Origin of the sequence: Telluria aromaticivorans (assembly GCF_013003915.1) — a bacterium.
GTDB lineage: Bacteria > Pseudomonadota > Gammaproteobacteria > Burkholderiales > Burkholderiaceae_D > Telluria > Telluria aromaticivorans.
In genome coordinates, this window is record NZ_JABAIV010000003.1 from 31,561 (window position 1) to 58,309 (window position 26,749).

Below are 26,749 nucleotides of genomic sequence, written 5' to 3' on the forward strand. Positions count from 1 at the left end.
TGCGCTCACGCGGCCTCCTGGAAGCCCGGCTGGGCGATGAAACGCGCCAGGTGGTGGTCGCGGTCGCCGAGGCTCAGGTCGATGGTGGTGAGGCGCTTGAAATAATGCGCCGCCGCCAGCTCGTCGGTCACGCCCATGCCGCCGTGCAGTTGCACCGCCTGCTGGCCGATGAAGCGCGCCGCCTCGCCGACCCGGTACTTGGCTGCGGAGACCACGCGGCGGCGCTCGGCAGGATCGCCGCCGTCCAGCCTGACTGCTGCAAGCAGCGCCATCGAGCGCGCCTGCTCCAGGTGGATATACATGTCGGCCATGCGGTGCTGCAGCGCCTGGAATTTTCCGATCGGCACGCCGAACTGCTGGCGCGTCTTGAGGTAGTCCAGCGTGGCGTCGAACAGCGCTTCCATCGCGCCGAGCGCCTCGAAGCACAGCAGGCCAGCGCCGTAATCGGCCGCATGTTCCAGGATGTCCCAGCCGCTGCCTGGCGAGCCGATGACGGCGCCCGACGGCAGCAGGGCGCCGTCGAAGCGCACATTTGCCGCGCGCAGGCCGTCGAGGCTGCGGTAGCCGGTGACCTGCACGCCCGGCGCGTCAAACGGCACCGCGAACAGGGTGATGCCAGCTTCGTCGCGCTGGACGCCGCTGCTGCGCGCGGACACCACCAGCACACCGGCCTCCAAGCCATGGATCACCACCGTTTTTTCGCCCGACAGGCGCCATCCGCCTTCCACTTCCTCGGCACGGGTGGCGATGTCGCGAAGGTCGTGGCGCGACTGGCGCTCGCCCAGCGCGCAAGCCAGCTTCAGCTCGCCTGTCGCAACCGCCTCCAGCAGCGCCCCATGCGCACCGCCCAGGGCCAGGAATTTCGCCCCCAGCACGGTCGCGAAATACGGTTCCACCACCAGGCCGCGCCCGAGTTCGCGCATCACGACAAACATGTCGGTGGCGCCCCCGCTGAAGCCGCCCTGCTCTTCCGGCACCGGCAGCGCCGTCATGCCGAGTTCCACCAGCGTGGCCCAGGCTTCGTTCGAGCAGCCCTGCGGGGACGCGATGATGGCGCGGCGCTGCTCGAAGCTGTAGTCGCGGCCGATCCAGCGTTTCAGTGCGTCGGCAAACTGGACCTGTTCTTCCTTGGGATTGAAGTTCATCTGGCTCTCCTTACAGGCCCAGGATCATCTGGGTGATGATACCGCGCTGGATTTCGTTCGACCCCCCATAGATGGAGGTCTTGCGGTAGTTGAAGTAGTACGGCGCCAGCGGCGCGGCATCGTCGTCGCCGGCGATGCTGTGTTCATTCTCGCCTTCGAGATAGGCCGCGTCGAAGGGCAGCGCCATCGGGCCGGCCGCTTCCAGCATCAGCTCAGTGAGCGCCTGCTGGATATCGGTGCCGCGCACCTTCAGCACCGACGCCTCGGGCCCTGGCGCCTTGTTCGCTTGCGCCAGCACCCGCAGCACCGTCATTTCGAGCGCCATCAGTTCGATCTCGATCGCGGCCACCTTGGCGGCGAACAGCGGGTCTTCGAGCAGCGGACGGCCATTCTTTTGTTCGCGCCGGGCCAGGCGCTTGAGGAAGGCCAGTTCGCGCTTGCTGCGGCCGACCGCCGCGATGCCGGTGCGCTCGTGGCCCAGCAAATACTTGGCATAGGTCCAGCCGCGGTTTTCCTCGCCCACAAGGTTGGCCGCAGGCACGCGCACGTTGTCGAAGAAGACTTCGTTCACTTCGTGGTCTTCGTCGAGCATGATGATCGGGCGCACGGTAACGCCCGGCGCATGCATGTCGACCAGCAGGAAGGAGATGCCCTCCTGCTTGCGCACGCCGCTGTCGGTGCGCACCAGGCAGAAGATCATGTCTGCATGCTGGGCCAGCGTGGTCCAGGTCTTCTGGCCGTTGACGATGTAATGGTCGCCCTCGGCATCGGTGTGGCGGGTGGCGGTGGTCTTGAGCGAAGCGAGGTCGGAGCCCGCGCCGGGTTCGGAATAGCCCTGGCACCACCAGTCGGTGCAGGACAGGATGCGCGGCAGGAAATGGTCTTTCTGCTGCTGCGAACCGAAGGCCATGATCACCGGCGCCACCATGTCGATCCCGAAGGGCATGATGCGCGGCGTACCCGCCCGTGCGCATTCTTCCTCGAAAATATGGCGCTGGATCGGTGTCCAGCCGGGACCGCCGAACTCGGCCGGCCAACCAGGGGCTACCCAGCCCTGCTGCGCAAGGATCCGGTGCCAGCGGACGAAGTCGTCCTTGGTCAGGCGCAGGTGAGTGAGCACCTTGGCTTGCAGGTCTTTTGGCAGGTGGGAATCGAGAAAGGAACGGACCTGGTCGCGAAAGGCCAGGTCGTCGTCCGAGTAGTGCAGGTCCATGTGGTCTCCTTGTTATTAGGCCGCCTGGAAAAGCACGACCGTTCACAAGGATTGTACCGCAATCGGACCGGGCGCCAAGTGGAAACACCTGGGCTTATGCAGGACGGGCAGCGCCGCCCTGCGCTGGGTCAATCAGCGGGTGCGGCGGCGGGCTGCGCCAACGCCCAGCATACCTGCCAGCATCAGTGCCAGGCTTGCCGGTTCCGGCACGTCGACAGCATCGGCTCCTGCCGCTGGGCTCACGATGATGCCGGCGCCAGCCTGGCCCGAACCGTTGCCAATGCCCGGGATCGACACGTTGGTCGAGCCGCCGGCCGACACGCCTGTGCCGCCACCGGAACCGGTCGAGCCGGACGAACCCGAAGGGCCGCTCGCTGCGCCGCCACCCGAAGTCGCGCCACTGGCTGGAACGCCGGCAACGCCTTCCTGGACCACGGCGCCGTTGGCCGAGCCTACCAGCGAAACGCCGGTGCCCATCGATGCCGCCATGATCGCCATGTTCGAGCCCAGCAGGTAGTCGCCTGCGATGCCGCGCTTGAAGAACATCGTCGTCTGGCCATTGTCCTGGGCGATGGTGGCGGATGCCTTGCCGTCCAGGATGTCGGCCAGCGAGGCTTCCGACGAAGAGCCAGCCGAGTGCGCGACACCACCGATCAGCTTCAGGTTACCCTGGAGCACGCCGGAACCGAGGACATCAACCCCGTTGCCGGCGGTCCAGCCGGACAGGAAGGTCGGTGGCGCGGAAGTGCTCGACGAAATCGTATCTGCTTGGGCGGCACCTGCACCGACGAGCAGCGCAGCAACAACGAGGTGACGGATTGCCATGGGAATAACTCCTAAGTTAAAAATCAATTATTTTTATTACAACGTAGGTTTATCCTAACATAAATAAAAAAAACACAATGCAAGAGGTATCTCAACCGTGCGCGGGGTATGAAAACTAGATAAATTCCCGTTTCGGAGTAGGAATCATCTTACATGGTATGTGAGCCAGATAACATAACTCGCTGCAATTATTGCCGCAAAGAAAACAATCGTGTTCGGTGCCCGGAATGAAAAATGGCCGGCCCTGCATTGCAGGACCGGCCATCTGGAGGGGAGCACCAGGGAACCTGGCAGCCTTCAGTTACCGCGCGGCGACGCCATATAAGGCATGGCACGCGAGGCCATGCGGGAGTCGGTACGCAGCATCCCGACTTCGTCGGCCAGGATGTTGGCGGCTTCCTGCAGCAGGATATCCTTGGCATCCTTGGCCGCCTTCTCGGCAGCCAGTTCGGCCTTCAGGTCGCGCTCGTCGAATTGCAGGCCGTCGTCCTGGCGTGGCGCACCGCGCAGCGCGACTGTGGTTTTCTCGGGCTTGGTCGGGGCCGGCACCTTGCCGCGCGCTTCCTTGCCGGCCGGACCGGTGGCCGGCTCGTCGGTTGCGGTACCGGCGGCGCCGGCCAGGCGTGCTTCGCGCAGCTTGGCGCGGGCGTTCTGGCTGTCGCGCTCCTTGCGGCGCACGGCCTCGTTCAACGAGATCGCGTTTTCCTTGCGCACTTTCATTACTTCGGCGATGTCTTCCTGCAGGAACTGGAATTCCTTGTCCTTGGCGATGCGCGCCTCGTGGCGCTTCTGCAGTGGCGCGATCAGTTCCTTCAGGTCGCCGGCAGCAGCGAAGCTCGCCGGCTTGATCGCCACCCATGGCAGCGCGTTGTCGTACGACGACTCGCCGAAGTTGTCGACGTCGGACAGCACCGGCAGCTTGATGTCCGGCGTCACGCCGCGCAGCTGGGTGGTGCCGCCGTTGATGCGGAAGAACTGGGCGATCGTCATCTTCAGTTCGCCGTAGCGCACTTTCTCGCCCGGCGAGAAGCGGTCGAGGTCGATCAGGGTCTGGACTGTCCCCTTGCCGAAGCTCGGCTCGCCGATGACCAGGCCGCGGCCATAGTCCTGGATCGCCGCCGCGAAGATTTCCGAGGCCGAAGCCGAACCGCGGTTGATCAGCACGCCCACCGGGCCATCCCAGGCCAGGCCGGCATTGGTGTCGGATTCGACTTCGATACGTCCCTGGGCATCGCGCTGCTGCACCACCGGGCCCTTGTCGATGAACAGGCCGGTCAGTTCGATGGCTTCGGTCAGCGAACCGCCGCCGTTGTTGCGCAGGTCGATCAGCACGTTGTCGACTTTGTCCTTCTTGAGCTCGGCAAGGATGCGGGCCACGTCGCGGGTGGCGCTGCGGAAGTCCTTGTCGCCGCGGCGGCGCGCCTCGAAGTCGAGGTAGAAGGTCGGCAGGGAGATGACGCCGACCCTGCGCTTGACGCCGCCATCCTTGACTTCGATGATCGATTTCTTGGCAGCCTGCTCTTCCATGCTGATCTTCTTGCGCACCATCGACACAGTCACCGGCTTGGCGTCGGGACCGGCGTCGCCCGGCAGCACGTCGAGGCGCACGGTGGTGCCCTTCTCGCCGCGCACCAGCTGGACCACGTCGTCGATGCGCCAGCCGAGCACGTCGGTCAGCGGACCGGCGCCCTGGGCCACGCCGGTGATGCGGTCGCCCACCTTCAGCTTGCCCGACAGCGCAGCTGGGCTGCCCGGCACGATCTCGCGGATGATGGTGTATTCGTCGCGGGTCTGCAGCACGGCGCCGATGCCTTCCAGCGACAGGCGCATGGCGATGTCGAAGTTGTCGGCCGAGCGCGGGCCAAGGTAGTTGGTGTGCGGCTCGATCGCGGTGGCATACGCGTTCATGAACATCTGGAACACGTCTTCGTTGTTGAGCTTGCGGATACGGCCGACGTAGTTGTCGTAGCGCTTGTCGAGCGTCTCGCGGATGCCCTTGTCGCTCTTGCCCGCCAGCTTCAGGCGCAGCCAGTCGTTCTTGACGCGCTTGCGCCACAGGTCGCGGATTTCTTCTTCGGACCTGGCGTACGGCGCTTTCTCGCGGTCGAGCTGGAGGGTCTCGTTGAGCGTGAAGTCGGGCGTGGTCTTGAGTAGCTGGCGTGCATAGGCCATGCGCTCGCCGAAGCGCTGCTGGTAGAGGTTGTAGATCGCGAACGGGACCGTGAGGTTTTCGTTGTTGATGGCGTCATCCATCTTGGTGCGCATCGGGGCGAACTGGTCGACGTCCGACTGGGTGAAGTACAGCTTCTCGCTGTCCAGCCCTTCGAAGTAATTGTCGAAGATCTTTTGCGACATCGCGTCGTCGAGCGGCACCGCCTTGTAGTGGTAGCGCCCGAGCACGCGCGACGCCCACACTGCCGCCTGGGTCTGCTCGGCGAGCGGCTTCATCTGGGTGGCGCCGATGGTGGCCGGCGATCTGGAAGGCTGGACCGACGCGGTCTTTTCCGGCTGCGCGGTGACCACATGGGCCGACATGGCGAAGGCCACTGCGGCCATGATCAGATGGTGCTTTTTCATTCTTCGTTTCTCCGAAACGTATGGTGCCTCGGCGCGTCCGGCAAGGCATGCCGGTCAGTACGCCCTTTGCAGCCCATTCTACAGGAAGGCGCAAGCGTGCAGAGCCAGCTTGTATGCTTTTGCGGCGCGCCTTTAAGGCTGGCATAAGCCATGTGTTCACCCTTTGACAAGAGCGAGCAGCAAGGCGCCGTATTTCGTGGCCAGCCCGGCAACAAGGAGCAGCGGAATCCATGGCCACGAGCGCGCCGCCAGCCGCCAGTCCACCGGGGATGGCCAGAACGACAGGAATTGCGGGGCCAAGAGCACCGCCAGCAGCAGGTCGACCGGCTCGAATACCCAGCCCTGGCGGGTGCGCCACCAGGCCACCGCGAACGGCAGGCCCAGCACCAGCAGGGGCGCGAGTGCCGCAGGGGCCGCGTTATACCAGCGCAGGTTGGCGAAGGTGACCGAGCCCAGCTCCCAGTTGTGTCCCTTTCCAGCGCGCTTGATGCGGCGCGGGATGACGCTCAGCCCGACCGGCTCGGCATTGGTCAGCAGGCCGGCCGAGAAATGGGCCAGCTCGTGGCAGAGCGTACCGGCCGCGGTGAACACGAAGAAGAAAGGATGGGCGCCCGAGCCGATCCACAGCAGCAGGGCCAGCGCCGCCGAGGGCAGCAGGTAGAGCAGCATGTCGATGGCGCCGGCGCCGTGGGCGCAGGCGAGCGCGGGCAGCCAGGCGGCGCAGCCGGAGGCAAGCCCCATCGCGGCTCAGCGCGCGTAGAAGCAGCGGCCGCAGGCCTGGCGGTAGCTTTCGTTGCCGCCAATGCTGACCTGCTCGCCTTCGCGGATGCGGCGGCCCTCGCCATCCACGCGGATGTTCATGGTCGCCTTCTTGCCGCAGCTGCAGATGTTCTTGATTTCCTCGATGTCGTCGGCCAGCGCCAGCAAATAGGCCGATCCCGGGAAGGGCTCGCCGCGGAAGTCGCTGCGCAGGCCATAGCAGATCACCGGGACGCCGCGCACCTGGGCCACCTGGTGCAACTGCTGCACTTGCAGCGTGGTCAGGAACTGCGCTTCATCGACCAGGATGCAGGACACGTCCGGTGCGGCAGCCAGGAAATCGGTATCGCGCTCGAAGGTGTCGACTTCGCGCTGCGGACCCAGGCGCGAGGTGATCACGCCGACGCCATAGCGGTTGTCGATCGCCGCCGTATAGAGCTTGACGCGCTGGCCCTGCTCTTCGTAGTTGTGCGCGACCTGCAACAGGGCGGTCGATTTGCCGGCGTTCATCGCCGAATACCTGAAATAAAGTTTTGCCACTGCCCTGCCCCGTAAGCTGGTGAGAATTCGCCGCTAGAAAATTGCCGGATTATAGCAAGCAGGCAGGAGGCAGCGCCAGCAGCCCGGAGGCGGGAAAGGGCCAGGCCGCGGCGACAGGCGGCCTGGCCGATAGTGGCTGACTCAGGTGCGCCTGCGGCGCGCCAGCCATCCGAGCACTCCGATGCCCGCCAGCATCATGCCGTAGCTGCCGGGCTCGGGGACAGCGGCGAGCACCAGGTTGTTGGCCGTCGGCCAGTAGCCTTCACCAAAGGTGCCGACCACGACCGAGTTCAGTGGCGAGGAGAACACGAAGCCGACGAAGCTGCCGGTTTCGCTTTCCGGCAGGACATAGGTGGCCGAGGTGCCGTTCAGCGCCGTCAGAATGATGGTGGTGCCGGGCGTGAACCGGCCGAGGAGATTGCTGCCGAAAAACTCGCCGCCGAGCGCGTACACCACCGACGAGAAGTTGTTAAAGGCAATCCTGTCATAGGGGGAATTGGTGGACAGCCAGCCATCGCCGCCCTCGCCGGCGCCGTAGATGCCTTCTCCTGCGGACACAGTGTAGTTATACGCGCCCGCGGTCCGATTCAGGGAGGGCGCGTACATTTCCACCAGCAGGTCGTCGTAGGTATCCACGCCGGGGTTGACGACTGCGCCCAGGAAGGCGTCGCAGTTGGTATAGACGGTGATCTGGGCGTGGGCGCTGGTATGGGCGGCCATGGCGCAGCACAGCAGCGCGGCCAGCGTACAGGTTTTCAGGCGGGTGTTCATGGTTGCACTCCGGAAGAGGATGTCGGTCGGGGATGGTGGTCCTGCCGCCCAAGTAGACATGGTTCCCGCGGGAGTTGCAGTGTTGCTAATCTTGATTTTCCGCCATCTTGAGCTGGCTAAAAGAAGCGTCAGCTTGTGGCGATCCGGGCCGGGTTTCCGGCAACGATAGCGCCGGCCGGCACGTCATGGGTCACCACGCTGCCCGCCCCCACGACGGCATCGTCGCCGATCGTCACGCCCGGCAGGATGATGGCGCCGCCGCCGATCCAGACATTGTTGCCGATGACCACCGGCCGGCCCGACTCTACCCCGCTGCGGCGCAGCGCCGGGTCGAGCGGGTGCTCGGCGGTATACACCTGCACCGCCGGGCCGATGCGCGTGTCGTCGCCGATCGTCACCGGGACCACGTCCAGGATGATGCAATTGAAATTAACGAACACGCCCTTGCCAAGCCGGATGTTCCAGCCGTAGTCGCAATGAAAAGGCGGACGCACGATGCTGCCCTCGCCCACCGCGCCCAGGAGCTCGGCCAGCAGGGTGCGCCATACGGCGACCGGCGCGCCGAGTGCGGCGTTGTAGCGTGCCAGCCAGGCGGCATTGGCCGCCTGCTCTCCAACCAGCCCGGGATCGTCCGCGTGATAGGGCTGTCCCGCCAGCATCTTGTGGCGCTCGCTCATGCGCAGCTTATTCTCCCGGATGGTAGCTGCGCTCGAGGTTCTTCTCGATGTCTTCTTTATAGAACAGGACATCCTTGAACTCCCCGCGGCTGTACATTTCAGCCTGGTCGGCGAAATGCTTCGAGGCCGGGTTGTTGCTGTTGCCGCCCGCCAGGATGCTCTTGGCGCGCACGCGCGGGCCGAACTCCACGACGGCAACAAAACTGTTGCCGCGGTCGCCGTAGATGCGCTTGGTCTTTTGCTTGGCCACCATGCCGAACGAGGCCAGCGAACCCCAGTTGGCCGAGGCAAAGCCCACCGGCCAGCTCGGCTTGCTGTCGTCGTACTGCTGGTCGACGTCGCCGCTGACGCGCTGGAAGCGGTTGATCTCGCCCCACGGGGTCTGCCAGGTGCCAAAGTCGGCAGTGAGCTTGTCGGTGGCGCGCTGCAGCGAGGCCAGGCGCTCTTCCGGGCTCAGGCTGCTGGTGATGAAATCGACGGTCGGCAAACCGGCGGCGCGGGCCCGCGCGGCGTGCTGGGCCACCATGTCCTGGCCCCAGTAGATGGCGAGAGAAGCCGGCCTTGAATCGACGCCCGCGCGCAGGTCCCAGCCGCGCAACGCGGCGACCTGGGCGCCGAGCCCGGCCTTGCGCGGGTCGTTCGCCGGCAGCGCGTCGTAGTCCTTCAGCAGTTGCGGGACCAGCGGCTCGAAGGCGGTCAGGTGGCTGTCGTAGGCGGCCGCGATCAGGCTGTCGAGCGTGAAGCCCCTGGCGTTCTTCAGCACCCGCTCGGCGTGGCGGCCGCGCGCATTCTCCGGCAGCGACCACATATAGTCCGGGTAATCCTGGCGGCGCGGGCTGTTCGCACCCGACGCGCTGAATGGCCAGTTATTCGTGTTCGAGATATAGCCGCTGGCCGGATTGAACAGCGTGATGGTGTCCTTGATGGCGTGCAGTCCCTGCCATTCGGTGGCCGGCAGGCTGCCGTCGACCGGCTTGTTCCAGTTGAAGCGCGGGTCGCGCTTCGGGATGAAATTGCCGTGGAAGTAGGCGATATTGCCCCTGGCATCGGCATACACCGTGTTGTTCGAGGAATTGGTGCGCAGCTCCATGGCCTTGTAGAAGGACTCGTAGTCGCGCGCTTTGGTGCGGGTGTATGACTGGGTCAGCGCCTTCAGCGGCTCGTCCATCATTTTCACGGACACCCATTTACCATCGAGCTCGCGCACGACCGGGCCGTGGTGGGTGAAATAGGCGGTGACCGTCTTGCTTGCCATCGCGCCGGACGGCGTCTTGTAGGGCAGCGTGATCGGCCTTGCTTCTACCTGCCGCTCTTGCTGCCCATACTTGTAGAAGAACTTGCCGTCGCGTTCGATGACGGTTTCCAGGTATTCGTCGATGACGTCGCCTCCGCCCGAGGTATGCATCCAGCCGGTCTTGTCGTTGAAGCCCTGGTAGATGAAGAACTGGCCCCAGGTCACGGCGCCATAGGCGTTCAGGCCCTGCTCGCTGACCATGTGCACTTCCGGGCGGAAGTAGAACGAGGTGTGCGGGTTAATCAAGAGCAGTGCCTTGCCGGAGGCCGACAGCTTGGGGGAAATCGCAAAGCCATTGGAACCGCGCGGTTCGGCGTCCAGGTTCCTGCCGATCGATGCCATGGCCAGGGCTGGCTGCGGCGCCTTGCCGTAAAAGCGCTCCAGGTCTTTCAGGTCGATCGACTCGATGTCGCCGCCGATGCTGCCTTCGCTGAAGCTCAGCGCCATCCACGGCTCGAACCGGGTGATCAGCTTCGGTTTGACTTCGGGGTGGGTATGCAGGTAATAGTTCAGGCCATCGGCGAACCCGACCATGAGCTCCTTCAGCCAGGCCGGGCTGGCGGCATACTTCGCCTGCATGCTCGCTGGCGTGATGTACATCTTCATGCGCAGGTCGCGCCAGAGCGCCGATTCGCCCTCGACTTCGGCCAGGCGCCCCATCGCATTGATGTAATTGAGCTCCACCCGGTTGAAGTCGTCCTCGGCCTGCGCATACAGCAGGCCGAAGACGGCATCGGCATCGCGCTTGCCGAAGACATGGGGAATGCCCCATTTGTCGCGCATGATCGTTACCCGCCCCGCCGTCTTCTTCCAGCGCGCCAGCTCGGCGGCGCTGTGGGCCGGCCTCGCCATCGGCGTGGGGTCGCCCTGGAACGCTGCTACCGGCGCTGCCGCACCGAGCGAGGTGAAACCGAGGATGGCCGTGACGATCAGGCGGATTGCGGGCATGGACATGGGCATGCGTTGTCTCCTGTGGTGTTGGTCCTGCGAGTCTTTATTACTTACTTATGGTGCTCAAGCCACGCCGGCGTGCACCAGCATGGTGCTCAAGCCACGCCGGCGTGCACCAGCCGCTGCTTCAGCACTTCATTCTCGGTCAGCAAGGTCGCGACCCGGTCCTTCAGCGATGCCACTTCGGCCTTCAGGGCAGCCATCTGGTCGGCAGGATCCACCGGCACGGTTTCCTTCTTCGGGCGGGTGGCCATCTTCTGCTCGCGCACCTGGCGCGCGGCCTGCTGCAATTCCTTGCGGCCACCGGCCACGGCGGCGATCTGGAGCTCGTCCGGCAGCTGGGCCACGTTGGCGGCGGCATTGATCGAGATGGTGCCGGCACGTACCGCCTCGCGCAGCTGCGGCGTCGCGGCCTTCTGGATGCGTTCGATCTGGCTGATGGTATTGCTCGACACGCGGGCCGCCTTGGCGACATCCTCGCGGGTATTCCATGGCGGCGGCGGGCGCGCCTCCATGTCGTCGGCTTCCGGCTGCGGCGGCTTCGATGCCAGCTCCTCGGCCATGCGGGCGGTGACAATCTCTTTCTTCTTGAGCGCCAGCACGCCGCGCTGGAAGTCCGATACGCTGCGGCGCGCCAGGTGGTTGTCGATCATCCAGAGCATGACGTCGTCGATCGACGCGAAGCTGTTGTTCTGGACGGTGCGGAATTCGATCCCGTGCTTGCGGCAGATCTCGTAGCGGTTGTGGCCGTCGATCAGGGTTTCGCCCCAGAGCACGAGCGCGTCGCGGCAGCCCTCGGCCAGCAGGCTGCGTTCGAGCGCGGTGTATTCAATGGGGGTCAGCGGGTCGACAAAGGCGCGCAGGTCGTCGTTCAGTGTGATGTTCAATTGGTGTCCTCTTGCTGCGGCGCCGCCAACATGAGGCGCCGTCCGGCATGCTACACCATACGGGCGGGAGGGCCAATCGATGAGCCGGGGGAAACGTTGAAAGTGTTCTGAAGAAATTCGAGAGAGTCGGGCGGACGTTCCCCACTCGTCGCAGGCCGCAGAACCTGAAGGACGTTGCTGCTATTGAGGTGTGTGGTGGTGCGGGCAGCCGGAATCGAACCGGCACGCCTCACGGCGGCAGATTTTAAGTCTGATGCGTCTACCAATTTCGCCATGCCCGCGCCGGGCGGGATTGTACTACGGGCAGCAAGGACGGTGTGAATAGTTGAGCCCGCATCGGGGATCCACGTGCCTGTAGCCAGCCTCGAGAATCGATGAGCGCGACCTCCCGAACGGCCAAAAAAAATCCGCTGCCCGTCTGGAGCAGCGGAGAATAACTCAGTCTGTACTGAGCTGGAGACACACGGAGAGGTAGAACTATCCAAAAGAGGATGGAATAAAGATAGGGACGATGCCCCCTTCCATCAAGCTCCAATCCGGCTCGCCGTTTTGTCAGTGTATTCGCACATACCGGGTGCATTTTCCCGTTGGCAGCGGCTTGGCTCGGCTACCCGGCAGCTTGCAGGCTGTGGTAAGCCAGCGCCAGGCAGGCGATCGCCACGAACACCAGCAACCCATAGACGAAGATCCGCATCGACGAAGCTAGCCCGGCAACGGCGCGGTTCGCATTGTCATTGAGCTTGCCGCGCCGCCGGGCCCCGTTCAGCAGCATCGAGATGAAGACGAATAGCGTTGCAAGGATCAGTACGACTTTCATGCCAGGGCCCTGGGTGCGCGCACTAGGTGCGTCCGATGACCAGCGCCAGCGCCACCAGCGAGAACACGCCCGAGACGCCGACCGCCACGCCCAGCCACAGCAGCCGGCTGCGCGCCAGTTCCATCTTGGCGATCAGCTGGGCGTTCTGGTCGGCCAGGTTGGCGATGATCTCGGAGGCCTGCAGCATCTGGTTGCGCAGGTCGGCCACGGTCGATTCATTTTTTTCGACCCGCAGCACCAGGGTGCCGAACAGGTCTTCCCCGGGCTCGGCGTCCATGACCGGCCCCGGGGCCATGCCCGCGGTATTGCCGGACTTGCGCGCCACCGTATCCCACAGCCGGCGCGCGCCGGTCGCCACCTGCGGCGCGGCATTGATCACTTCACTCCAGGGCACGGTCTTCAAGACGCTCCACCAGCCAGTTGCCATACCGTTTTCTCCCGTTATCAATTCAGCCACGAGCATACCACTGCGCGCGCGTGGGCAAGTGTCAGCATCCTGCCCTACCGTGCCGCACCCTGCCCGGGCCTGCGCTACCATGTGTGCCATGTGTGGACGATTTGACCAGAGCCAGACGGCTCGATATTACGCCAGCGTGTTCGGCTGGGCCGACGCTGTCTACGACAGCGAGGCCGGCCCTGCCTGGAATGTTTCCCCGGGCAGCTACCGCCCCGTGATGCACGTGCAGGATGGCGAGCACCGCGTCGACGACGTGTTCTGGAGCTATCGCGCCAAATGGGCCGAGGGCAAGGTGCCGATCGTCGTCAACGCACGCATGGACAAGCTGACCAACCGCTATTGGAAACCCCTGCTCAAGTCCGGGCGCGCCATCGTGCCGGCCGAGGGCTGGTACGAATGGACCGGCGAGAAAGGCGCGAAGCAGCCCTGGCACATCCACCGTAAGGACCACGCGCCGCTATTCCTGCTGGCGCTGGCGAACTTCGGCGGCTTTATCGAGAACCGGGCCGAAGCCGGCTTCGTGCTGGTGACCGACGACGCGGCGGACGGCATGCTCGACATCCACGACCGCCGCCCGGTGGTGCTCGATGCGGCCGACGCCGAACTCTGGCTCGACCCTTCGCGCTCGCCCGAGGAAGCGCTCGACCTGGCGCGCCGCGCCGCCCTGGCCGCGGAGGCTTTCGAGTGGTACAGGGTCACGACGGCGGTGAACCGCGCGGGTTCCCAGGACCCGCAGATGGCCCTGCCCCTGCCCGGCTGAATTTTTTGCCAGTTGTAAAAAAACCCGCCCGATGTCCCGTGCGGGTTTTTTCATGGGCAGACCATTTACCGGCAGGCGCTGCCCGCGCCGGATGCGGTCGTCAGTGCGAGGTGGCAGGCGCAGGCATGCCCGCAGTCGGCATCCCGGTCTCGGGATCGATGGTCGAGGGCACGGCAGGCGTCGCAGCCGTGGCCGGGGACGCGTTGGCCGGAGCCGCTGCGTTCGCGCCGGGAGCGACGGGAGCTTCCGATGGGGTCTCGTAACCGGTCAGATTGACGGCCGGAGCCGGTGCGGCTGCCGATGGGCTGACGCCAGCAATGGACGCGGGTGCCGGGGCGCTCGCGGCCACCGTCGTGGAGGTGGCAGTTGCGGGGGTGGTTGCGGCAGCAGTTGCGGCAGGAGCCGCCGTGCTGGCCAGGTCGGCCCTCGGGCTGGCCGGCGCAGGAGCGGCTACCGCTTCCGGCGCCGGGGCCGGGACGGCCGCGCTGTCCGCCGGGATCGCTTCCAGCGGATCGATGGCGGCCACGGCCGTCGCATCGGCGTCGCCGACGCCCGTCACTTCGGCTGCGGTCGCCGACTGCGGGATGGCCCGGCCATCGTTGATGTCGCCGCCGCAGGCCGTCACCAATACCGCTGCGGCACAGCACAGCGCCGTAGTGAGCCGGAAGCCCGAAGCAAAGCTTGGGAATTGTTTCATGGAAGTTCCTCGCGTCATCAATGAGTGAGTAGCTTTGAGCAGTGGAAACTTCCTTAGTTCAACTTTCCTTAAAAAAACCTGCTTGTCGTAGTTAATCGACAAACCAGGTTTCCTTAGTGAAATTATGCATTTGTATGCGCCAGATCGAACGGTGGACGCAACCAAAGGCTGAACCGGACGGTCTTAATGGAACGCTACCAATCACGAGGAAATGTTATATGGGCGAGTTCATGCAAGTGCGGGCCATGCTGCAAGACGGCGAGGCCTATGCGGGTCTGATCCTGGGCAAGGATGACTCCGACTACCACCTGATCCTGCTGCCAGGCGAAGCCGCCGACGTCAGCTGGCCATCCGCCGCCGACTGGGCCGGCGCGCGCGGCGGCGCCTTGCCGACGCGGCGCGAGCTGGCTTTGCTGTTCGCCAACCAGCGCGAAGGCTTCGAGCGCAACTGGTACTGGTCCAGCGAACCGCACGAAACACGGTCACAACTGGTCTGGGGCCAGAACTTCGCCAGCGGTATCCAGACCATCTATGGGCGGCCATACCGGGGCCATGCGCGGGCGGTGCGGCGCATCCCGGTGCCCTGATGCGCCGCGGCGCGCCGGGGCCGCTGCAGCGTTGACCTAGACTGGCTTAATTCACGCCCGGGACGTTCGCGCGGCCGATCGGCTGCTCGATATTCGCCAGGAACCAGGTAGTCGCGGCCATCAGCGCCACATGCCGGCGCAGGTGGTCGGGATCGACCTTGTCCAGCGTATCGGCCGGGGTGTGGTGATAGTCGAAATAGCTGGAGGTATCGAGCAGCGGCGCGAAGCTCGGCACGCCCGCGCGCTCGAGGCCGGACAAGTCGCCTGTCGAGAGCGCGTCCTGGCGCTGGAACACGCCGGCGCCGATCGGCAGCAAGGCGGCCTGCAGCGGCGCGAACAGCTTGCTCGACGCGGCCGGGACGCTGGCGCGCAGGCCGAAGGGGCGGCCGGCGCCGTTGTCGCTTTCGATGGCGCCGAAATGCTTGTCGGCGTTGGCCTGCTCTGCCGCCAGGTAGCCGCGCGCACCGCGGGTGCCGTTCTCTTCGTTCATCCAGGCGATCATGCGGATGGTGCGGCGCGGGCGGTAGTCGAGCTTCTTCAGGGTCTCGAGCACGGCCATGGCGCTGGCGACGCCGGCGGCATCGTCGTGCGCGCCGGTGGCCAGGTCCCAGGAATCCAGGTGGCCGGAGACGATCACGATTTCGTCCGGCTTGTCGCTTCCCGGCAGGTCGGCGATCACGTTATAGCTGTCGGCATCCGGCAGGTTTTGCGGGGTCAGCAGCAGTCGCATGCTGACCGGGCCGCGCTTTGCCAGGCGGCTCATCAGCATGGCGTCTTCCGCGGTGACGGCCGCTGCCGGGATCCGTGCGCCATCGACCAGCCCGGTACTGCCCGTGTGCGGCAGGCGGTAGCTCGCGCCCCCAACCGAGCGCACCAGCGCTGCGGCCGCGCCCAGCTCCGCCGCCAGGCGCGGGCCGTCGCGGCGGTAGGCGGAACCCTGGCCATAGGCCTGGCCCGCCAGGCCGCGGTCGGCCATGTGCTGGTCGAAAGCGACGTCGAACAGGACGATCTTGCCCTTCACCTCGGCGCCGCGCGCCTTGAGCTCGTCGAAATTCTTCACCACCAGCACGGGCGCGCTCAAGCCGCTGGCCGGCGTTGCACCGGAGCCGCCGAGCGCGGTCACCACGACACGCTGGCTGATGCCGGAGGGGCGTCCCTGGTACTCGACCAGTTCGGCGCTTTCCAGGCCGCGCACCCAGTGCGGCACCTTGACCGGCTGCAGCGTCACTCGCGCGCCCAGCTTGCGCATCGCCTCGGCCACCTGGGTCACCGCCGCCGCCGCGCCCGCCGAGCCGGACAGGCGCGGGCCGATCAGGTCGGTCATGTCCGCCGTGCGTTCCCACGCGTAGTCGCTGGCCATGGCCGTGTCGCGGATCTTGGCGAGCGCCGCCGGATCGTTGCCGGGGCTGGCGGCCTGGGCCGGGTAAGCGAGCAGTGCTGCAGCGAGGACGGCCAGGACAGGGAGACTGCGGATGCGACGGTTCATGCGTTGAATCCTTGAGGTGAAAGCGAGGGAGTCAAAGCTTAGCGCATCCGGGGTTTTCTGGCTGCGAATTATTGCCGTCTTTACACTGCTACCGGCGCAGCAACCAGCCGCAGCAGTGTGATCTCGGACGGCGCGCCAAAGCGCTTCGGCGGCCCCCAGTAACCGGTGCCGCGGCTGATATACACCCACATGTCGCGCACCCGGTGCAGGCCGGCCACGAAAGGCTGCTGCAGCGGCACGAACAAGTTCCACGGGAAGAACTGGCCGCCGTGGGTATGGCCGGACAATTGCAGGTGGAAGCCCGCCTTCTCCGCTTCCGGCGCGCTGCGCGGCTGGTGCGCCAGCAGCACCCGCACATCGACGCCTGCCGGTGCGCCGGCGGCCGCCGCGCGCGCATCGCTTTTATGCGCCGGATGGAACTGGTGGGCGCCGTAGTCGGCCACGCCGGCGATCATCAGGGAAGCATCCTGGCGGCGCCGGATCACGTGCTGGTTCATCAGTACGGTGATGCCGAGACGGCGCACTTCAGCGATCCACTCTTCCGCACCCGAATAATACTCATGGTTGCCGGTCACGAAGAACACGCCGTCCGGGGCCGCCAGGCGCGCCAGCGGTTGGGTATGCGGCGCCAGCCGGTGCACGCTGCCGTCCACCAGGTCGCCGGTGATGGCAATCGCGTCGGCACCGAGCTTGTTGACGCGCTCGACGATGGCCTCCAGGTAGGGTCGGCGGATGGTCGGGCCGACGTGGATGTCCGACACCTGGGCGATCGAATACCCCTGCAGCGCCAGGGGCAGGCCGGCGATCGGTACATCGACCTTCACCACCCGCGCCAGGCGGCGCGCGTTGACGAAGCCGAGCGCCGTGACGCCGAAGGCCAGCAGCGGCACCGCCACCGCACTGCCGTGGAGGAAGCCCGGCGTGAGCATGCCGGCCAGGCGCAGGGCCAGCAGCACCAGGTCACGCGCCAGCGTCGCCACCAGCAGCGAAGAAAAGAAGCCCATCGACAACAGACCGGCCCAGGCCACCGCCTCGGACCAGCGCCGCCGGCGCAGCGACGCCGACAACAACCCGACCGGCACCAATATGGCCAAACCGAGCAGCAGCAATACCGCGAACAGGGTGGGCAGCAGGTCCAGCGCCAGGTCCGGCAGCAGGCGCATGCCGACATATACCTGCAGCAAGAAGAGAAGGAAGAGGACGGTGGCGAAGGATCTGTTCACTTGAGGAGCCCGGGGCAGGCATAAACGGTAACAATTGTTAGATGGGGCAGCCCGGTCCCACTGCAAGGGTGGTGTTCCCCATGTTACGGTCACATGTCCACTTGTAATAATCTGTATTAGCAAGTGGTAGGTCCATTCGCTGGGCCTATAGTTCGTTCCATGCCTGGCGTCGACATGATCATCCTGATCCCCGCTGAGGCAATAAGGAAAAGCCATGTGGAAATCTAAATGCTTTGGTGCGGTGGTGCTGGCCGCAGTTGCCGTTTCGCCTGCTGCTATGGCGGACGACCGTGGCGTGAATACTGCTCTCGGCGCCGTGGTTGGCGCAGCAATCGGCCACAGTGCCGGCGGGTCGAACGGCGCGCTGGTGGGTGGCGTGATCGGTGCGGCGCTGGGCAATTCTGTGTCGGGTCACAACAACCGCGGCTATTACGACAATCGCGGCTATTACGACAATCGCGGCTATTACGACAATCGCGGCTATTACGACAACCGAGGTTATGCATCGGTCGGCTACAGCTCCGGGGGTTATTACCAGCAGCGCCCCGTGTACGTGCAGCCGCGCGCTGTCTATGTCCAGCCACGCCCGGTGTATGTGCAGCCGCGTGCAGTCTACATCGACAACCATCGTGGCTGGGATCGTAACGACCGCCATGACCGCCGCGATCGCCGCGACTGGGACCGCGATGGGCGTCACGACCGTCGTGACGGGGACCGCCACGATCGCTACGACCGCTACGACCGCTACGACCGTCACGGTCGCTGATCCAGGAAACCGCGCACTGCGCGGTTTTTTTTGTCCTCGTTTTGACAACGCAGTTGTCTTTGGCGCTGTCACCGCAACGTGTAGAAATTGAACTGCCGAGTTCTAATCAGGTCCAACGATGATCTGATCGCGTAAATGGACCGGGGCATGAACCGAGCTGGTTTTACGAGGTGGCTGAGGAAACTTCCATCGCTAACGCAACGCCAGCGCACACAGGTGCTGGACGCCTTGCGGCCTGCAATCGGGTTCGAACGAGTCTGTGCGGCAATCGCTGACGCGAAGCCTTTACCCTGTTGCCCCACCTGCCGGGCCGAGCGTCCATATCGGCATGGCCAGGACCGCGGCGTGCAACGTTACCGCTGCCGGGCATGCGGCAAGACCTTCAGCGCCCTGAGCGGGACGCCCCTGTCGCGCTTGCGCCATCGCGCCAAGTGGCTCGATTACCTGGAGAAGATGCTCGATACAAAAAGCGTGCGCGCATCTGCCGACGCGGTCGGCGTTCACCGGAACACAAGCTTTCGCTGGCGCCATCGCTTCCTGACACTAGCCAAACACGATCGCCCGGAGCGCCTGGCCGGCATTGCCGAGGCCGACGAAATGTTCCTGCTGGAGTCGCAAAAGGGTTCGCGGTCGCTCGACCGGCCCGCTCGCCGGCGCGGCGGGGTCGCGGCCACGCGCGGCATCACGCATGAGCACGTCTGCATCCTGGTGGCGCGCGACCGGACCCGCCAGACCCGCGACTTCGTCACCGGGCGCGCTGCAGTTACAAAGGAACAGTTGCAGCGCCATTTGCTTCCGGTGCTCGACAAGGACGTGCTGCTGGTCACTGACGGGCACGCGGCATACCGGGCCTTCGCACGCGAAGCGGGGATTGCACATGCTTTCGTCAACCTGCGTCTTGGGGAGCGGGTGCGCGGTGCTGTCCACGTGCAGAACGTCAATGCCTATCACCAACGCTTCCGCCAATGGCTGGCGCGCTTCCATGGCGTCGCCTCACACTACCTGCCCAATTACCTGGGCTGGCGCTGGGCGCTCGACGGCGAACGTATTGCCTCGCCAGAAAGGCTGCTCAGGGCGGCGCTGGGCAGCTTCAACACATAACGGGCACAGCGCCTTTCTTTCTCCCCCCGCTTGGTCACCGCATGGGCGCCCGGCGCCGGCAGCGGAGGCAGGCATGACCCAGCAAGGCAACATCGTTTCCCTGGCGCGCGGCCAATACCGCCTGCGCGAACAGCTTGGCGGCTCGGCCTATGGCGTGGTCTGGCGCGCCGAGACGCCGGGCGCCGCAGGCTGCGTCGCCATCAAGCTGGTCAACCAGGAGCAGATGGGCCGCGCACCCGCCGCGCTGCACGGGCACTGGATCGAGAGCGCCCGCAACGAAAACCGCTTCCTGTCCGGTCTCGCGCCCTGGGACGGGCGCCACATCGTCCGCCTGCTCGACAGCGGCAGCCATGCCGGCCTGCCGGCGATGGCGCTCGAACTGCTCGATGGCGACCTGGCAGGCTTCCTCAATGCCGAACGCGCCGCCGGACGGCCTACCGCCCCTGCCCAGGCGCTGGCCTGGATCATCCAGGTCAACCAGGCCCTGGCCAAGGTCCATGCGGCCGGCTTCCGCTACCTCGATCTCAAGCCCGGCAACCTGCTGCTCGACCGCCGCACGCTAGGCCTGAAGCTGGCCGATTTCGGCACCAGCCGTGCGCTGGCCGAGGCCTCGCTGCATCCGTATGCTGGCACCGCGAACTGGCAGGCGCCAGAGCAGTTCTTCCCGCAAGCCGGCGGCCTGTATGCAAGCGACGCCCGCAGCGACTATTTTGCGCTCGGCGCCCTGCTCTATTTTCTCGCTTGCGGGCAGGTGCTGCGCTACGGCGCCGCCTGCGCCCAGGCCTACGCGGCGCACGGGCGCGAAGGCGGTGCCGTCCTCCGCGAGCAGCACTCCGGACTGCCGCCGGTACTGCAGCCGGATGAAGCGGCATCCTTCGCCGATCGGTTCAGCGGCGCCCAGGTGCAGGCGCTGGCGTTGCTGCGCACCCTGCTGGCGCCCCTGCCGGCTGGCCGGCCCTGCCATGCCCTCGAGATCAGCCGCATGCTCGGCGCCGTGCGCGACCGATTGCACCAGTTACCGTTGCCGAGGGCCGCATGAAGGCGCGCCTGGCCTGCGCCGCCCTGGCCCTCGGCCTGGTCTGCGCGCTGCATCTCGCTGCGCTATTGAACTCGCCGCAGCGCTGGCTGCCGGCGGCGGTCACGCTCCAGCTCAAGCCTGGCCAATCCGCAACGCTGGGCCAGGCGGAACTCGCCGCCCCGCGCGCCGGCACCCACCAGTTCACGGTCCGGCGCGACGCGCGCGGGCAATGGTGGCTGCAGAACGCCAACCCGGCGCAGGCCGCCGTGCTGCGCCGCGGCGATGAGCGCCGCCATACCGGCAGCACCGTCCTCGCCAACGGCCAGCGCCTGCACATCGGCGCCGCGCTGTTCCAGGTGACTGCCGCGCAAGACGGACGCGTCATCCTGCGCGGCGGCGGCCACACCTGGACCTACGACGGCGCCCTGCTGCTGCGCGACGATGCCGTGCAGCCGGCCTGCCCGGACGCAGGCGCCGGCGCGCGCCTGGCCACATACTGGAACCGGATCGCACCGCGCGCCCTCGGATTCGCACACCCGCTCGCCTTCGGCGGACATCTCCACTGCGGCAACCGGCTGGCCACGCCTGGCCTCGAGATCGGCAAGGTCACGCTGGCGCAGGACAGCACCGGCGGCATCGCCATGACCGTTCGCGGATCGCAGCCGGTGCTGGTGCAGGACGGCGGCCGGTGGAGCGATGCGGCCCAGCGCGAACATGGCCTGGCCGGCTTGACCGGCATCGCAGTCGGGCGCAGCGCCTACGCCGTCTCTATCGCGGACGACGCCTTGCGCTTGATGCCGTCGGCGCAGGTAGCGCTTTCCCCGGAGCCGAACACCGAATTGCCGCCCGGCGTCAGCTGGACCTGGAAGGAGCGTTCGCTGTGGCAGTTCGCGGCGCCACCAGGCACGGCGTGGGTCGCGGCGCTGGCGGCGGCCCTGTTCGCCGGCCTGGCCGGCTGGCGCCTGGCCGGGCCCACGCGCGGCGCGGGCCCGGTCGCCAGACTGGCTGCTGCCGTCGCCATCGTGGCCCTGGCGGTGCTGGTGCTGGCGATGCAGCGCAAGGGTGCTGCACCGGGCGCCGCACCAGGCGCCGGCTGGCCATTGCTGCTGGCGTGGGCCGCGCTCTGGCATGCCTTGCTGTGGCCGCGCCGTGTGCCGGTGCTGGGCGTGGTCGCGGTGCTGCTGCTCGGCGTTGGCCTGCTGGTGCAGCTTGAACTCGGCCTCGGGGCGCGCGACACGGCCTGGCTGCGCCACGTGGAAAACAGCTGCGTGCTGCTGGCAATCGGGCTGCCACTCGGCCTGTTGCTGCTCCAGGGCGTGGCCCGTAACCGGGTGTCGCGTCCCGCTACCGAATGGCTGCTGGTGGCGCTGGCCGTGGCCGCGCTGGCAGGCCTGGTACTGCAGGTCGGCTTCGGCAACGAGACCGGCGTGTTCGATGTCCAGCCGGTGGAATTCGCCAAGCTCGCCCTGGCGGCCCTCAGCGCCCACTGCCTGGCGCTAGCGACCGGCGGCGGCGCGCCCGGCCAGCGCCCCTGGCGCACCTGGCTGCGCATGATCGCGCCGGCCCTGCTGTTCGTGCTGCTGCTGGCGGTGGCCCTGGTCCAGGTCGACGATTTTTCGCCGCTGATCCTGCTGCTGGTCTGGGCCGCGGCGAGTTTCCTGGCCTGGTGCCTGGCGAGCGGCCGCCGGCGCTGGGCAGCCAGCTTCGGCGCCTTCAGCATCACCGTGCTGCTCGGCGCCGCGGCGTTGCAGCAGGCCGCGCCCAGCCTCGGCGGCTTCTACACCGAGCGCTTCCAGGTCTGGTCCGACCCGACTGCCCACCCGCATACCGGCCAGCAGATGCTGATGGGTGCGCGCGCCGTGGCCGACGGCGGCTGGCTCGGCGCCGATGGATTGTTCGGGCTTGCCACGCTCGGTCAGGCGGCCGGCGACGCGCTGCGCATCCCGGCCGTGCAGGACGATTTCGCGCCCTCCTTCCTGATCAATCGCCACGGCCTGCTGGGCGGCCTGCTGGTGTGGCTGCTGCAGGCGGCATTGCTCGCCGCCCTGCTGCATGCGGCCGGCAGCGCCTGGCAGGCGGCGCTCCGGGCCGGGGACTTCCGGCGCGCCTGGCTGGGCCGTTTCCAGTGCTTCGCCCTGTGCGGTGGCGCCGCCTTCCTGGCCGGGCATTTCCTGCTGTCCTGGGGAACCAACCTGGCGCTGTTTCCCATCATGGGCCAGCCGATGAGTTTCCTCTCGAGCGGCGGTTCGCACCTGCTGTTTTTCATCTGCCCCCTGCTAGCGTTCGGCATGGCGAGCGTTCAATCTTTCGAGGAGAGTCAATCATGCCGGTCTACGTCCAACACGAAGTCCTAGCCAGGGTCAGCGACGTGTTCAATGCCGAGGCGCTGTGGCAGCCCCCCGGCCTGGCGCTGTTCTCGCGCCGTCCCCTGCTGCGCGACCTGCTGGAGCGCTCGCCGCGCGAACAGCGTGGACGCGCCGCCACCCGCTGCTTCTCGCACGTCACGCTGATGCTGCCGCAGGACGAGGTCGACGACGACCGCCACCTGAGCCGCGGCGCGCGCGTGCGCGACCTCGCGCAGTCGCTGGCGGCGCTGCACCAGAAGGATTTCGGCGACCTGCTCGGTGGCGACGAAGTGCGCTACCACGTGGTCGGCGCCGACGAGGTGGCCCAAGGCGAGGTCAAGGTGAAGTTCGGCCACGCGGTCTACCTGCCGGCGCCGGGCGAGCAGGTGCTGTACACCGTCACTGCCTCGCGCGACAGCGCAATCTGGCAGCCGGTGTGCGCGGTCTTCCCGAACCAGCGCCTCACGGTGGTCGGCCAGGACGCCGCCAATGCCACCTTCGGCGTGCCTGGCTGGCCCTTCGGGCTGGAGGGCGGCATCCTCCTGATCAACGACGGTGCGGATGCCCCGATCGAGGTGCAGGTGCGGCCCAAGGATGCCCTCGACTGCCAGTTCGACGAGGCCAACGGCTACTACGTCATCCGCAGCAAGCGCGGCACGGGCGATACCGCCGGCCAGCGCCTGCTGCTGCGGATCAGCCGCACCGGCAGCGCTGCGCCGGCGACGCCTGCAAAGGCGGAAAGCGCCGCTCCGGCACGCGCTCCATCGGTCTGGAAGGCACGCGCCGTCGTCCCGGAAGACAGCGACAGCGAGATGACCGCCATGCCGCTCGCGACCGAGCCGCCGGCCGCGCTCCCGCTTGCACCGGAAAACGATGCCACCTACGCCCCGGTCGCACGCCACCGCATCACGCTGGCTGCCCTGGCCCTGCCGCGCCTGAGCCGCTACCGCGACACCGGCGCCCAGGCGCTGGAAATCGGCCTGGGCGCCACCCTGGCGCCGTCGGCGCCGGCCAAGGAAAATGTGATCCGCTTCGCGGTCGACGAGGCCGACGAAGTGCATGCGATCACCAGCGCCGGGCGCCAGCGCGTCAGCGTCCCGTCCAGCTTCGCACCCTTCGACGGCGGCAGCGTCCAGCTGCATGCGGCGCCGCCGCAGATGGCGGACCGCTACTGCGCCCTGCTAGTCCTGGCCCAGGGCCCGTGCCAGCCTGCCGCTGGCGGCACCCGTCTCGTGTTCGGGCGCGGCATGCCCGCGCTGGCCGGGCTGCGCGTGCTCGATGCGCCGCAATTCCTGCGCCAGCTCGATGGCAGCTCGGCCGCCAGCGCCGACCGCCTGGGCCTGTCGCGCAATGCCTTCAGCTGGGAAGCGGGGAGCGACGGGATGCGCATCGTGCGCCTGTCCGAGACCCAGGCCCTGTTCCACCTGGATGCGGAGCTGCGCCTGGTAGCGCAGGTCGACGCCGCCACGGCGGAGCAGCCCTACCTGGTCCCTCCTGGCCACCACCTCGTGGCCGGCCATTACGTGCTGCGCTTCGACGCCTGAGGCGCACCATGTCGTCCACCACCTCGATTGCCCTGTATGCCGCAGGCCTGCTGCTGACGCTCTGCCTGGCGGCCTGGCTGACCCCGCGTACGTGGTGGCGCCGTCCGAACGCGCGTGCGCTCACGGTGCTGGCCTGCGGCACGGCACTGCTCGGCGCCTTGCTGCACGGGCTGTTCGGCCCACCGGCGATCGTGCATGCCGCCGCGCCCGCGGAACCGGAACGGGCCGCGGACACCCCGGTTGCCGGTGAACGCTACCGAGTCCGCGATGACCTGAACCTGCGCGCCGCCGCCGGCGTCAATGCAGCGCGTCTCGCCGTAGTCCCCGCAGGCACGCAGGTGACGGCGACCGGCCACCACGAAGGTGACTGGTGGAAGGTGAGCGCTGACGTGGAGGGGAAAAAGCGGGAAGGCTGGGCCAGCAGCCTGTGGCTGCGCCGGCGCCAGGAAGGGAGCTAATCCGGGCCGCCAAGCCGCATCGGGTTGAAGTACAGGCCCTTGACGCACTGGGTCGGGCCCACCCGCACGAAGCCGAAGGCCTCGTACACCGGCACCGCGAAATTCGAAGAGTTGACGGTGAAGCTGCCGTCGCCTCCAGCGGCCAGCGCCGCCTCGCGCGCCACATCCCACAAGACGCGCGCGACCCCGCGCCGGTGCCAGCGCTTGCCGACGAACAGGTGGAACAGGTGGCTGCGGTCGCGCATGGCAACGAAACCGGCCAGCTCGCCGTCGATGACGGCCACGTGATAGACATGCCCGCGTGCCAGGAAGCCGCGCACGCCCATCTCGTCATTCTCCGCGAGGAAGGTGGATGCCCCCTCAAGCGTCGACTCGTGCACGATGAATTCGCGCGCCAGCTCACGCAGCAGCGCAGCCACGGCCGGGATATCCATGAGCGCCAAAGGTCGGATCAGCATGTCATTCGTGGCTGAAATGTTTTGGGAACGCCACAATATCATGGAAAATTCTTTCCTAAAGGCACTTTAATTGACCTGCGACAGGGAAGCCTTCTACACTGTATCGACCATGTCCAACCCCAGCACCAGCGTCCCGCGCTCTCCTGCCGCCGCCGCCCCTGCCGCCACCGCCCGCCGCAAAGTGCCCCTGACCCGGCCGCTGCGGCACAAGCGTTACCGCAACATCTGGCTGGCCAACATGGTCTCCAACCTCGGCACCTGGATCCAGACCTTCGCCTCGGCCTGGCTGGTGGCGTCGATGACGCAGTCGGCCTCGATCACGTCGATGGTGCAGACCGCGACCTATGTGCCGGTCTTCCTGTTCGCCCTGCTGGCCGGCGTGGTGGCCGACGCCGTCCACCGGCCCAAGTTCCTGTTCTTCTGCAACCTTTACCTCGCCTTGTGCGCCACCGCGATGGCGCTGCTGGTGACGACCGGGCTGGTCTCGAGCAACGCGGTACTGGCCATCACCTTCTGCCTGGGCATCGGCACCGCCTTCGTCTGGCCGGCCTGGCAGGCGGCGATGTCCGGCCTGGTCGATCCCGACGAAGTCGAGGCGGCCGCCACCCTGAACAATTTGTCGTACAACCTCTCGGCCATCATCGGGCCGGCGCTGGGCGGCCTGCTGTTCGGCTGGATCGGCGCCAGCGCCCTGTTCCTGGCCAATGCATTGTCCTTCGCCGGCCTGCTCGGGGTCTACTGGGCCTGGTGGCAGGAGCGCACGCCCCAGGCGACCGTGCGCGAGAGTTTTACGCAGCGCTTCCGGCTCGGCATGCGCACCGCCTTCGGCTGCGCGCGCTACCGGCGCATCCTGCGCAACGTGTGTTCGGTGTTCTTCGCCACCATCGCCTTTGCCGGCCTGCTGCCGGTGTTCGTGCGCGACGTGCTGCACAAGCAGTCCAGCACCTACGGCCTGCTGATGGGCTGTTTGGGCGGCGGCGCCGTGATCGCCGCCTTTTTCCTGCCGCAGGTACGCGCGCGTGTCGACAAGACCGGCGTGCTGGTCGGCGCCCTGCTGGTATATGGCCTGATGCTGGTGACCATGGCCAGCACCCGTTCGCTCGCCCTGCTGGTGCCGCTGATCGTGTGCGGCGGCATGGCCTGGTCGGCCACGGTCTCGACGCTGAACGCGGCGGCCCAGCTGTCTTTCCCGGCCGAGGTGCGGGCCCGCACCCTGTCGATCTATTTGTTCGTCATGTCCGGCGGCTATGTGGCCGGCAGCCTGTTCTGGGGGCAGGTCGCGGATTACTGGGGCGTGCAGGCGGCCCTGGGTGCGGCGGGCGCCTGCGTGCTGGCCAATGCGCTCATCCTGGCGACCGGAAACCGGAAATACCCCATCTAATCGTGGCTTCGG

At 66.7% G+C, this 26,749-nt stretch carries 25 protein-coding genes and 1 tRNA gene; 9 read left to right on the forward strand and 17 right to left on the reverse strand.

Annotated features, from left to right (window positions below; genetic code table 11):
• Positions 1-5: 5 nt before the first annotated feature.
• The 13 genes from HGB41_RS09375 to HGB41_RS09435 form a co-directional block, all read right to left on the reverse strand.
• On the reverse strand, positions 6-1,145 hold the full coding sequence (locus tag HGB41_RS09375) for an acyl-CoA dehydrogenase family protein (protein WP_171083590.1): 1,140 nt from the start codon (positions 1,143-1,145) through the stop codon (positions 6-8).
• Positions 1,146-1,155: 10 nt separating this feature from the next.
• Positions 1,156-2,358: an acyl-CoA dehydrogenase family protein gene (locus HGB41_RS09380; RefSeq protein WP_171083592.1), complete on the reverse strand. Its 1,203-nt coding sequence runs from the start codon at positions 2,356-2,358 to the stop codon at positions 1,156-1,158.
• 132 nt (positions 2,359-2,490) lie between these two features.
• Positions 2,491-3,183: a PEP-CTERM sorting domain-containing protein gene (locus HGB41_RS09385; RefSeq protein ID WP_171083593.1), complete on the reverse strand. Its 693-nt coding sequence runs from the start codon at positions 3,181-3,183 to the stop codon at positions 2,491-2,493.
• Positions 3,184-3,480: 297 nt separating this feature from the next.
• Entirely contained in the window at positions 3,481-5,760 is a 2,280-nt protein-coding gene (locus HGB41_RS09390; RefSeq protein WP_171083596.1) for a carboxy terminal-processing peptidase, read from the reverse strand.
• Positions 5,761-5,916: 156 nt separating this feature from the next.
• Positions 5,917-6,501: a hypothetical protein gene (locus HGB41_RS09395; RefSeq protein ID WP_171083598.1), complete on the reverse strand. Its 585-nt coding sequence runs from the start codon at positions 6,499-6,501 to the stop codon at positions 5,917-5,919.
• Between the two features lie 6 nt (positions 6,502-6,507).
• Positions 6,508-7,059: a thymidine kinase gene (locus HGB41_RS09400; protein WP_171083599.1), complete on the reverse strand. Its 552-nt coding sequence runs from the start codon at positions 7,057-7,059 to the stop codon at positions 6,508-6,510.
• A 141-nt stretch (positions 7,060-7,200) separates the two neighbouring features.
• Positions 7,201-7,830 (reverse strand): PEP-CTERM sorting domain-containing protein, encoded by a 630-nt coding sequence (locus HGB41_RS09405; protein ID WP_229422956.1) that lies wholly within the window; start codon positions 7,828-7,830, stop codon positions 7,201-7,203.
• A 128-nt stretch (positions 7,831-7,958) separates the two neighbouring features.
• Entirely contained in the window at positions 7,959-8,507 is a 549-nt protein-coding gene (locus HGB41_RS09410; protein ID WP_171083601.1) for a sugar O-acetyltransferase, read from the reverse strand.
• Positions 8,508-8,514: 7 nt separating this feature from the next.
• A complete protein-coding gene (locus HGB41_RS09415; protein ID WP_229422957.1) occupies positions 8,515-10,761 on the reverse strand; it encodes a penicillin acylase family protein in 2,247 nt (748 codons plus the stop codon).
• Positions 10,762-10,847: 86 nt separating this feature from the next.
• Complete coding sequence (locus HGB41_RS09420; protein ID WP_171083603.1) at positions 10,848-11,639, reverse strand: hypothetical protein; 792 nt, start codon at positions 11,637-11,639, stop codon at positions 10,848-10,850.
• Positions 11,640-11,835: 196 nt separating this feature from the next.
• Positions 11,836-11,920: transfer RNA gene (locus tag HGB41_RS09425), tRNA-Leu, on the reverse strand.
• A gap of 326 nt (positions 11,921-12,246) precedes the next feature.
• Positions 12,247-12,456: a hypothetical protein gene (locus HGB41_RS09430; protein ID WP_171083604.1), complete on the reverse strand. Its 210-nt coding sequence runs from the start codon at positions 12,454-12,456 to the stop codon at positions 12,247-12,249.
• 22 nt (positions 12,457-12,478) lie between these two features.
• Positions 12,479-12,883 (reverse strand): hypothetical protein, encoded by a 405-nt coding sequence (locus HGB41_RS09435; RefSeq protein WP_171083606.1) that lies wholly within the window; start codon positions 12,881-12,883, stop codon positions 12,479-12,481.
• Positions 12,884-13,001: 118 nt separating this feature from the next.
• On the opposite strand from HGB41_RS09435, the gene HGB41_RS09440 reads away from it, so the two are divergent.
• Positions 13,002-13,673 carry an SOS response-associated peptidase gene (locus HGB41_RS09440; RefSeq protein ID WP_171083608.1) on the forward strand — a complete coding sequence of 224 codons (672 nt, stop codon included), beginning with the start codon at positions 13,002-13,004 and terminating at the stop codon, positions 13,671-13,673.
• Positions 13,674-13,773: 100 nt separating this feature from the next.
• Here the strand turns inward: HGB41_RS09440 and HGB41_RS09445 are convergent, their stop codons facing one another.
• Positions 13,774-14,370, reverse strand: coding sequence for a hypothetical protein (locus tag HGB41_RS09445; RefSeq protein ID WP_171083610.1), 597 nt, complete (start codon positions 14,368-14,370; stop codon positions 13,774-13,776).
• Between the two features lie 218 nt (positions 14,371-14,588).
• Between HGB41_RS09445 and HGB41_RS09450 the strand changes: the two genes are divergently transcribed.
• A complete protein-coding gene (locus tag HGB41_RS09450) occupies positions 14,589-14,957 on the forward strand; it encodes an Lcl C-terminal domain-containing protein (protein ID WP_171083612.1) in 369 nt (122 codons plus the stop codon).
• 46 nt (positions 14,958-15,003) lie between these two features.
• Here the strand turns inward: HGB41_RS09450 and HGB41_RS09455 are convergent, their stop codons facing one another.
• Entirely contained in the window at positions 15,004-16,443 is a 1,440-nt protein-coding gene (locus HGB41_RS09455; protein WP_171083615.1) for a M20/M25/M40 family metallo-hydrolase, read from the reverse strand.
• A gap of 80 nt (positions 16,444-16,523) precedes the next feature.
• Complete coding sequence (locus HGB41_RS09460; RefSeq protein ID WP_171084809.1) at positions 16,524-17,606, reverse strand: metallophosphoesterase; 1,083 nt, start codon at positions 17,604-17,606, stop codon at positions 16,524-16,526.
• Positions 17,607-17,880: 274 nt separating this feature from the next.
• On the opposite strand from HGB41_RS09460, the gene HGB41_RS09465 reads away from it, so the two are divergent.
• The 6 genes from HGB41_RS09465 (at position 17,881) to HGB41_RS09490 (ending at position 24,898) form a co-directional block, all read left to right on the forward strand.
• The gene (locus HGB41_RS09465) at positions 17,881-18,432 is read left to right on the forward strand and encodes a glycine zipper domain-containing protein (RefSeq protein WP_171083617.1); all 552 of its coding nucleotides are present in this window, start codon (positions 17,881-17,883) and stop codon (positions 18,430-18,432) included.
• A 147-nt stretch (positions 18,433-18,579) separates the two neighbouring features.
• Positions 18,580-19,533, forward strand: a complete 954-nt coding sequence (locus HGB41_RS09470) for an IS1595 family transposase (RefSeq protein WP_171083619.1) — start codon at positions 18,580-18,582, stop codon at positions 19,531-19,533.
• Between the two features lie 73 nt (positions 19,534-19,606).
• The gene (locus HGB41_RS09475) at positions 19,607-20,572 is read left to right on the forward strand and encodes a protein kinase domain-containing protein (RefSeq protein WP_171083621.1); all 966 of its coding nucleotides are present in this window, start codon (positions 19,607-19,609) and stop codon (positions 20,570-20,572) included.
• Positions 20,569-22,905 (forward strand): FtsW/RodA/SpoVE family cell cycle protein, encoded by a 2,337-nt coding sequence (locus HGB41_RS09480; protein ID WP_171083624.1) that lies wholly within the window; start codon positions 20,569-20,571, stop codon positions 22,903-22,905. The genes HGB41_RS09475 and HGB41_RS09480 overlap by 4 nt, the downstream gene beginning before the upstream one ends.
• A complete protein-coding gene (locus HGB41_RS09485; protein WP_171083625.1) occupies positions 22,875-24,440 on the forward strand; it encodes a hypothetical protein in 1,566 nt (521 codons plus the stop codon). The genes HGB41_RS09480 and HGB41_RS09485 overlap by 31 nt, the downstream gene beginning before the upstream one ends.
• A gap of 8 nt (positions 24,441-24,448) precedes the next feature.
• The gene (locus HGB41_RS09490) at positions 24,449-24,898 is read left to right on the forward strand and encodes an SH3 domain-containing protein (RefSeq protein WP_171083627.1); all 450 of its coding nucleotides are present in this window, start codon (positions 24,449-24,451) and stop codon (positions 24,896-24,898) included.
• Here HGB41_RS09490 and HGB41_RS09495 read toward each other — a convergent pair.
• A complete protein-coding gene (locus tag HGB41_RS09495) occupies positions 24,895-25,356 on the reverse strand; it encodes a GNAT family N-acetyltransferase (protein ID WP_171083629.1) in 462 nt (153 codons plus the stop codon). The two genes, HGB41_RS09490 and HGB41_RS09495, sit on opposite strands and share 4 nt — an antisense overlap.
• 109 nt (positions 25,357-25,465) lie before the next feature.
• Here HGB41_RS09495 and HGB41_RS09500 point away from each other — a divergent pair, with 109 nt between their 5' ends.
• Complete coding sequence (locus HGB41_RS09500; RefSeq protein WP_171083630.1) at positions 25,466-26,737, forward strand: MFS transporter; 1,272 nt, start codon at positions 25,466-25,468, stop codon at positions 26,735-26,737.
• Positions 26,738-26,749 lie beyond the last annotated feature (12 nt).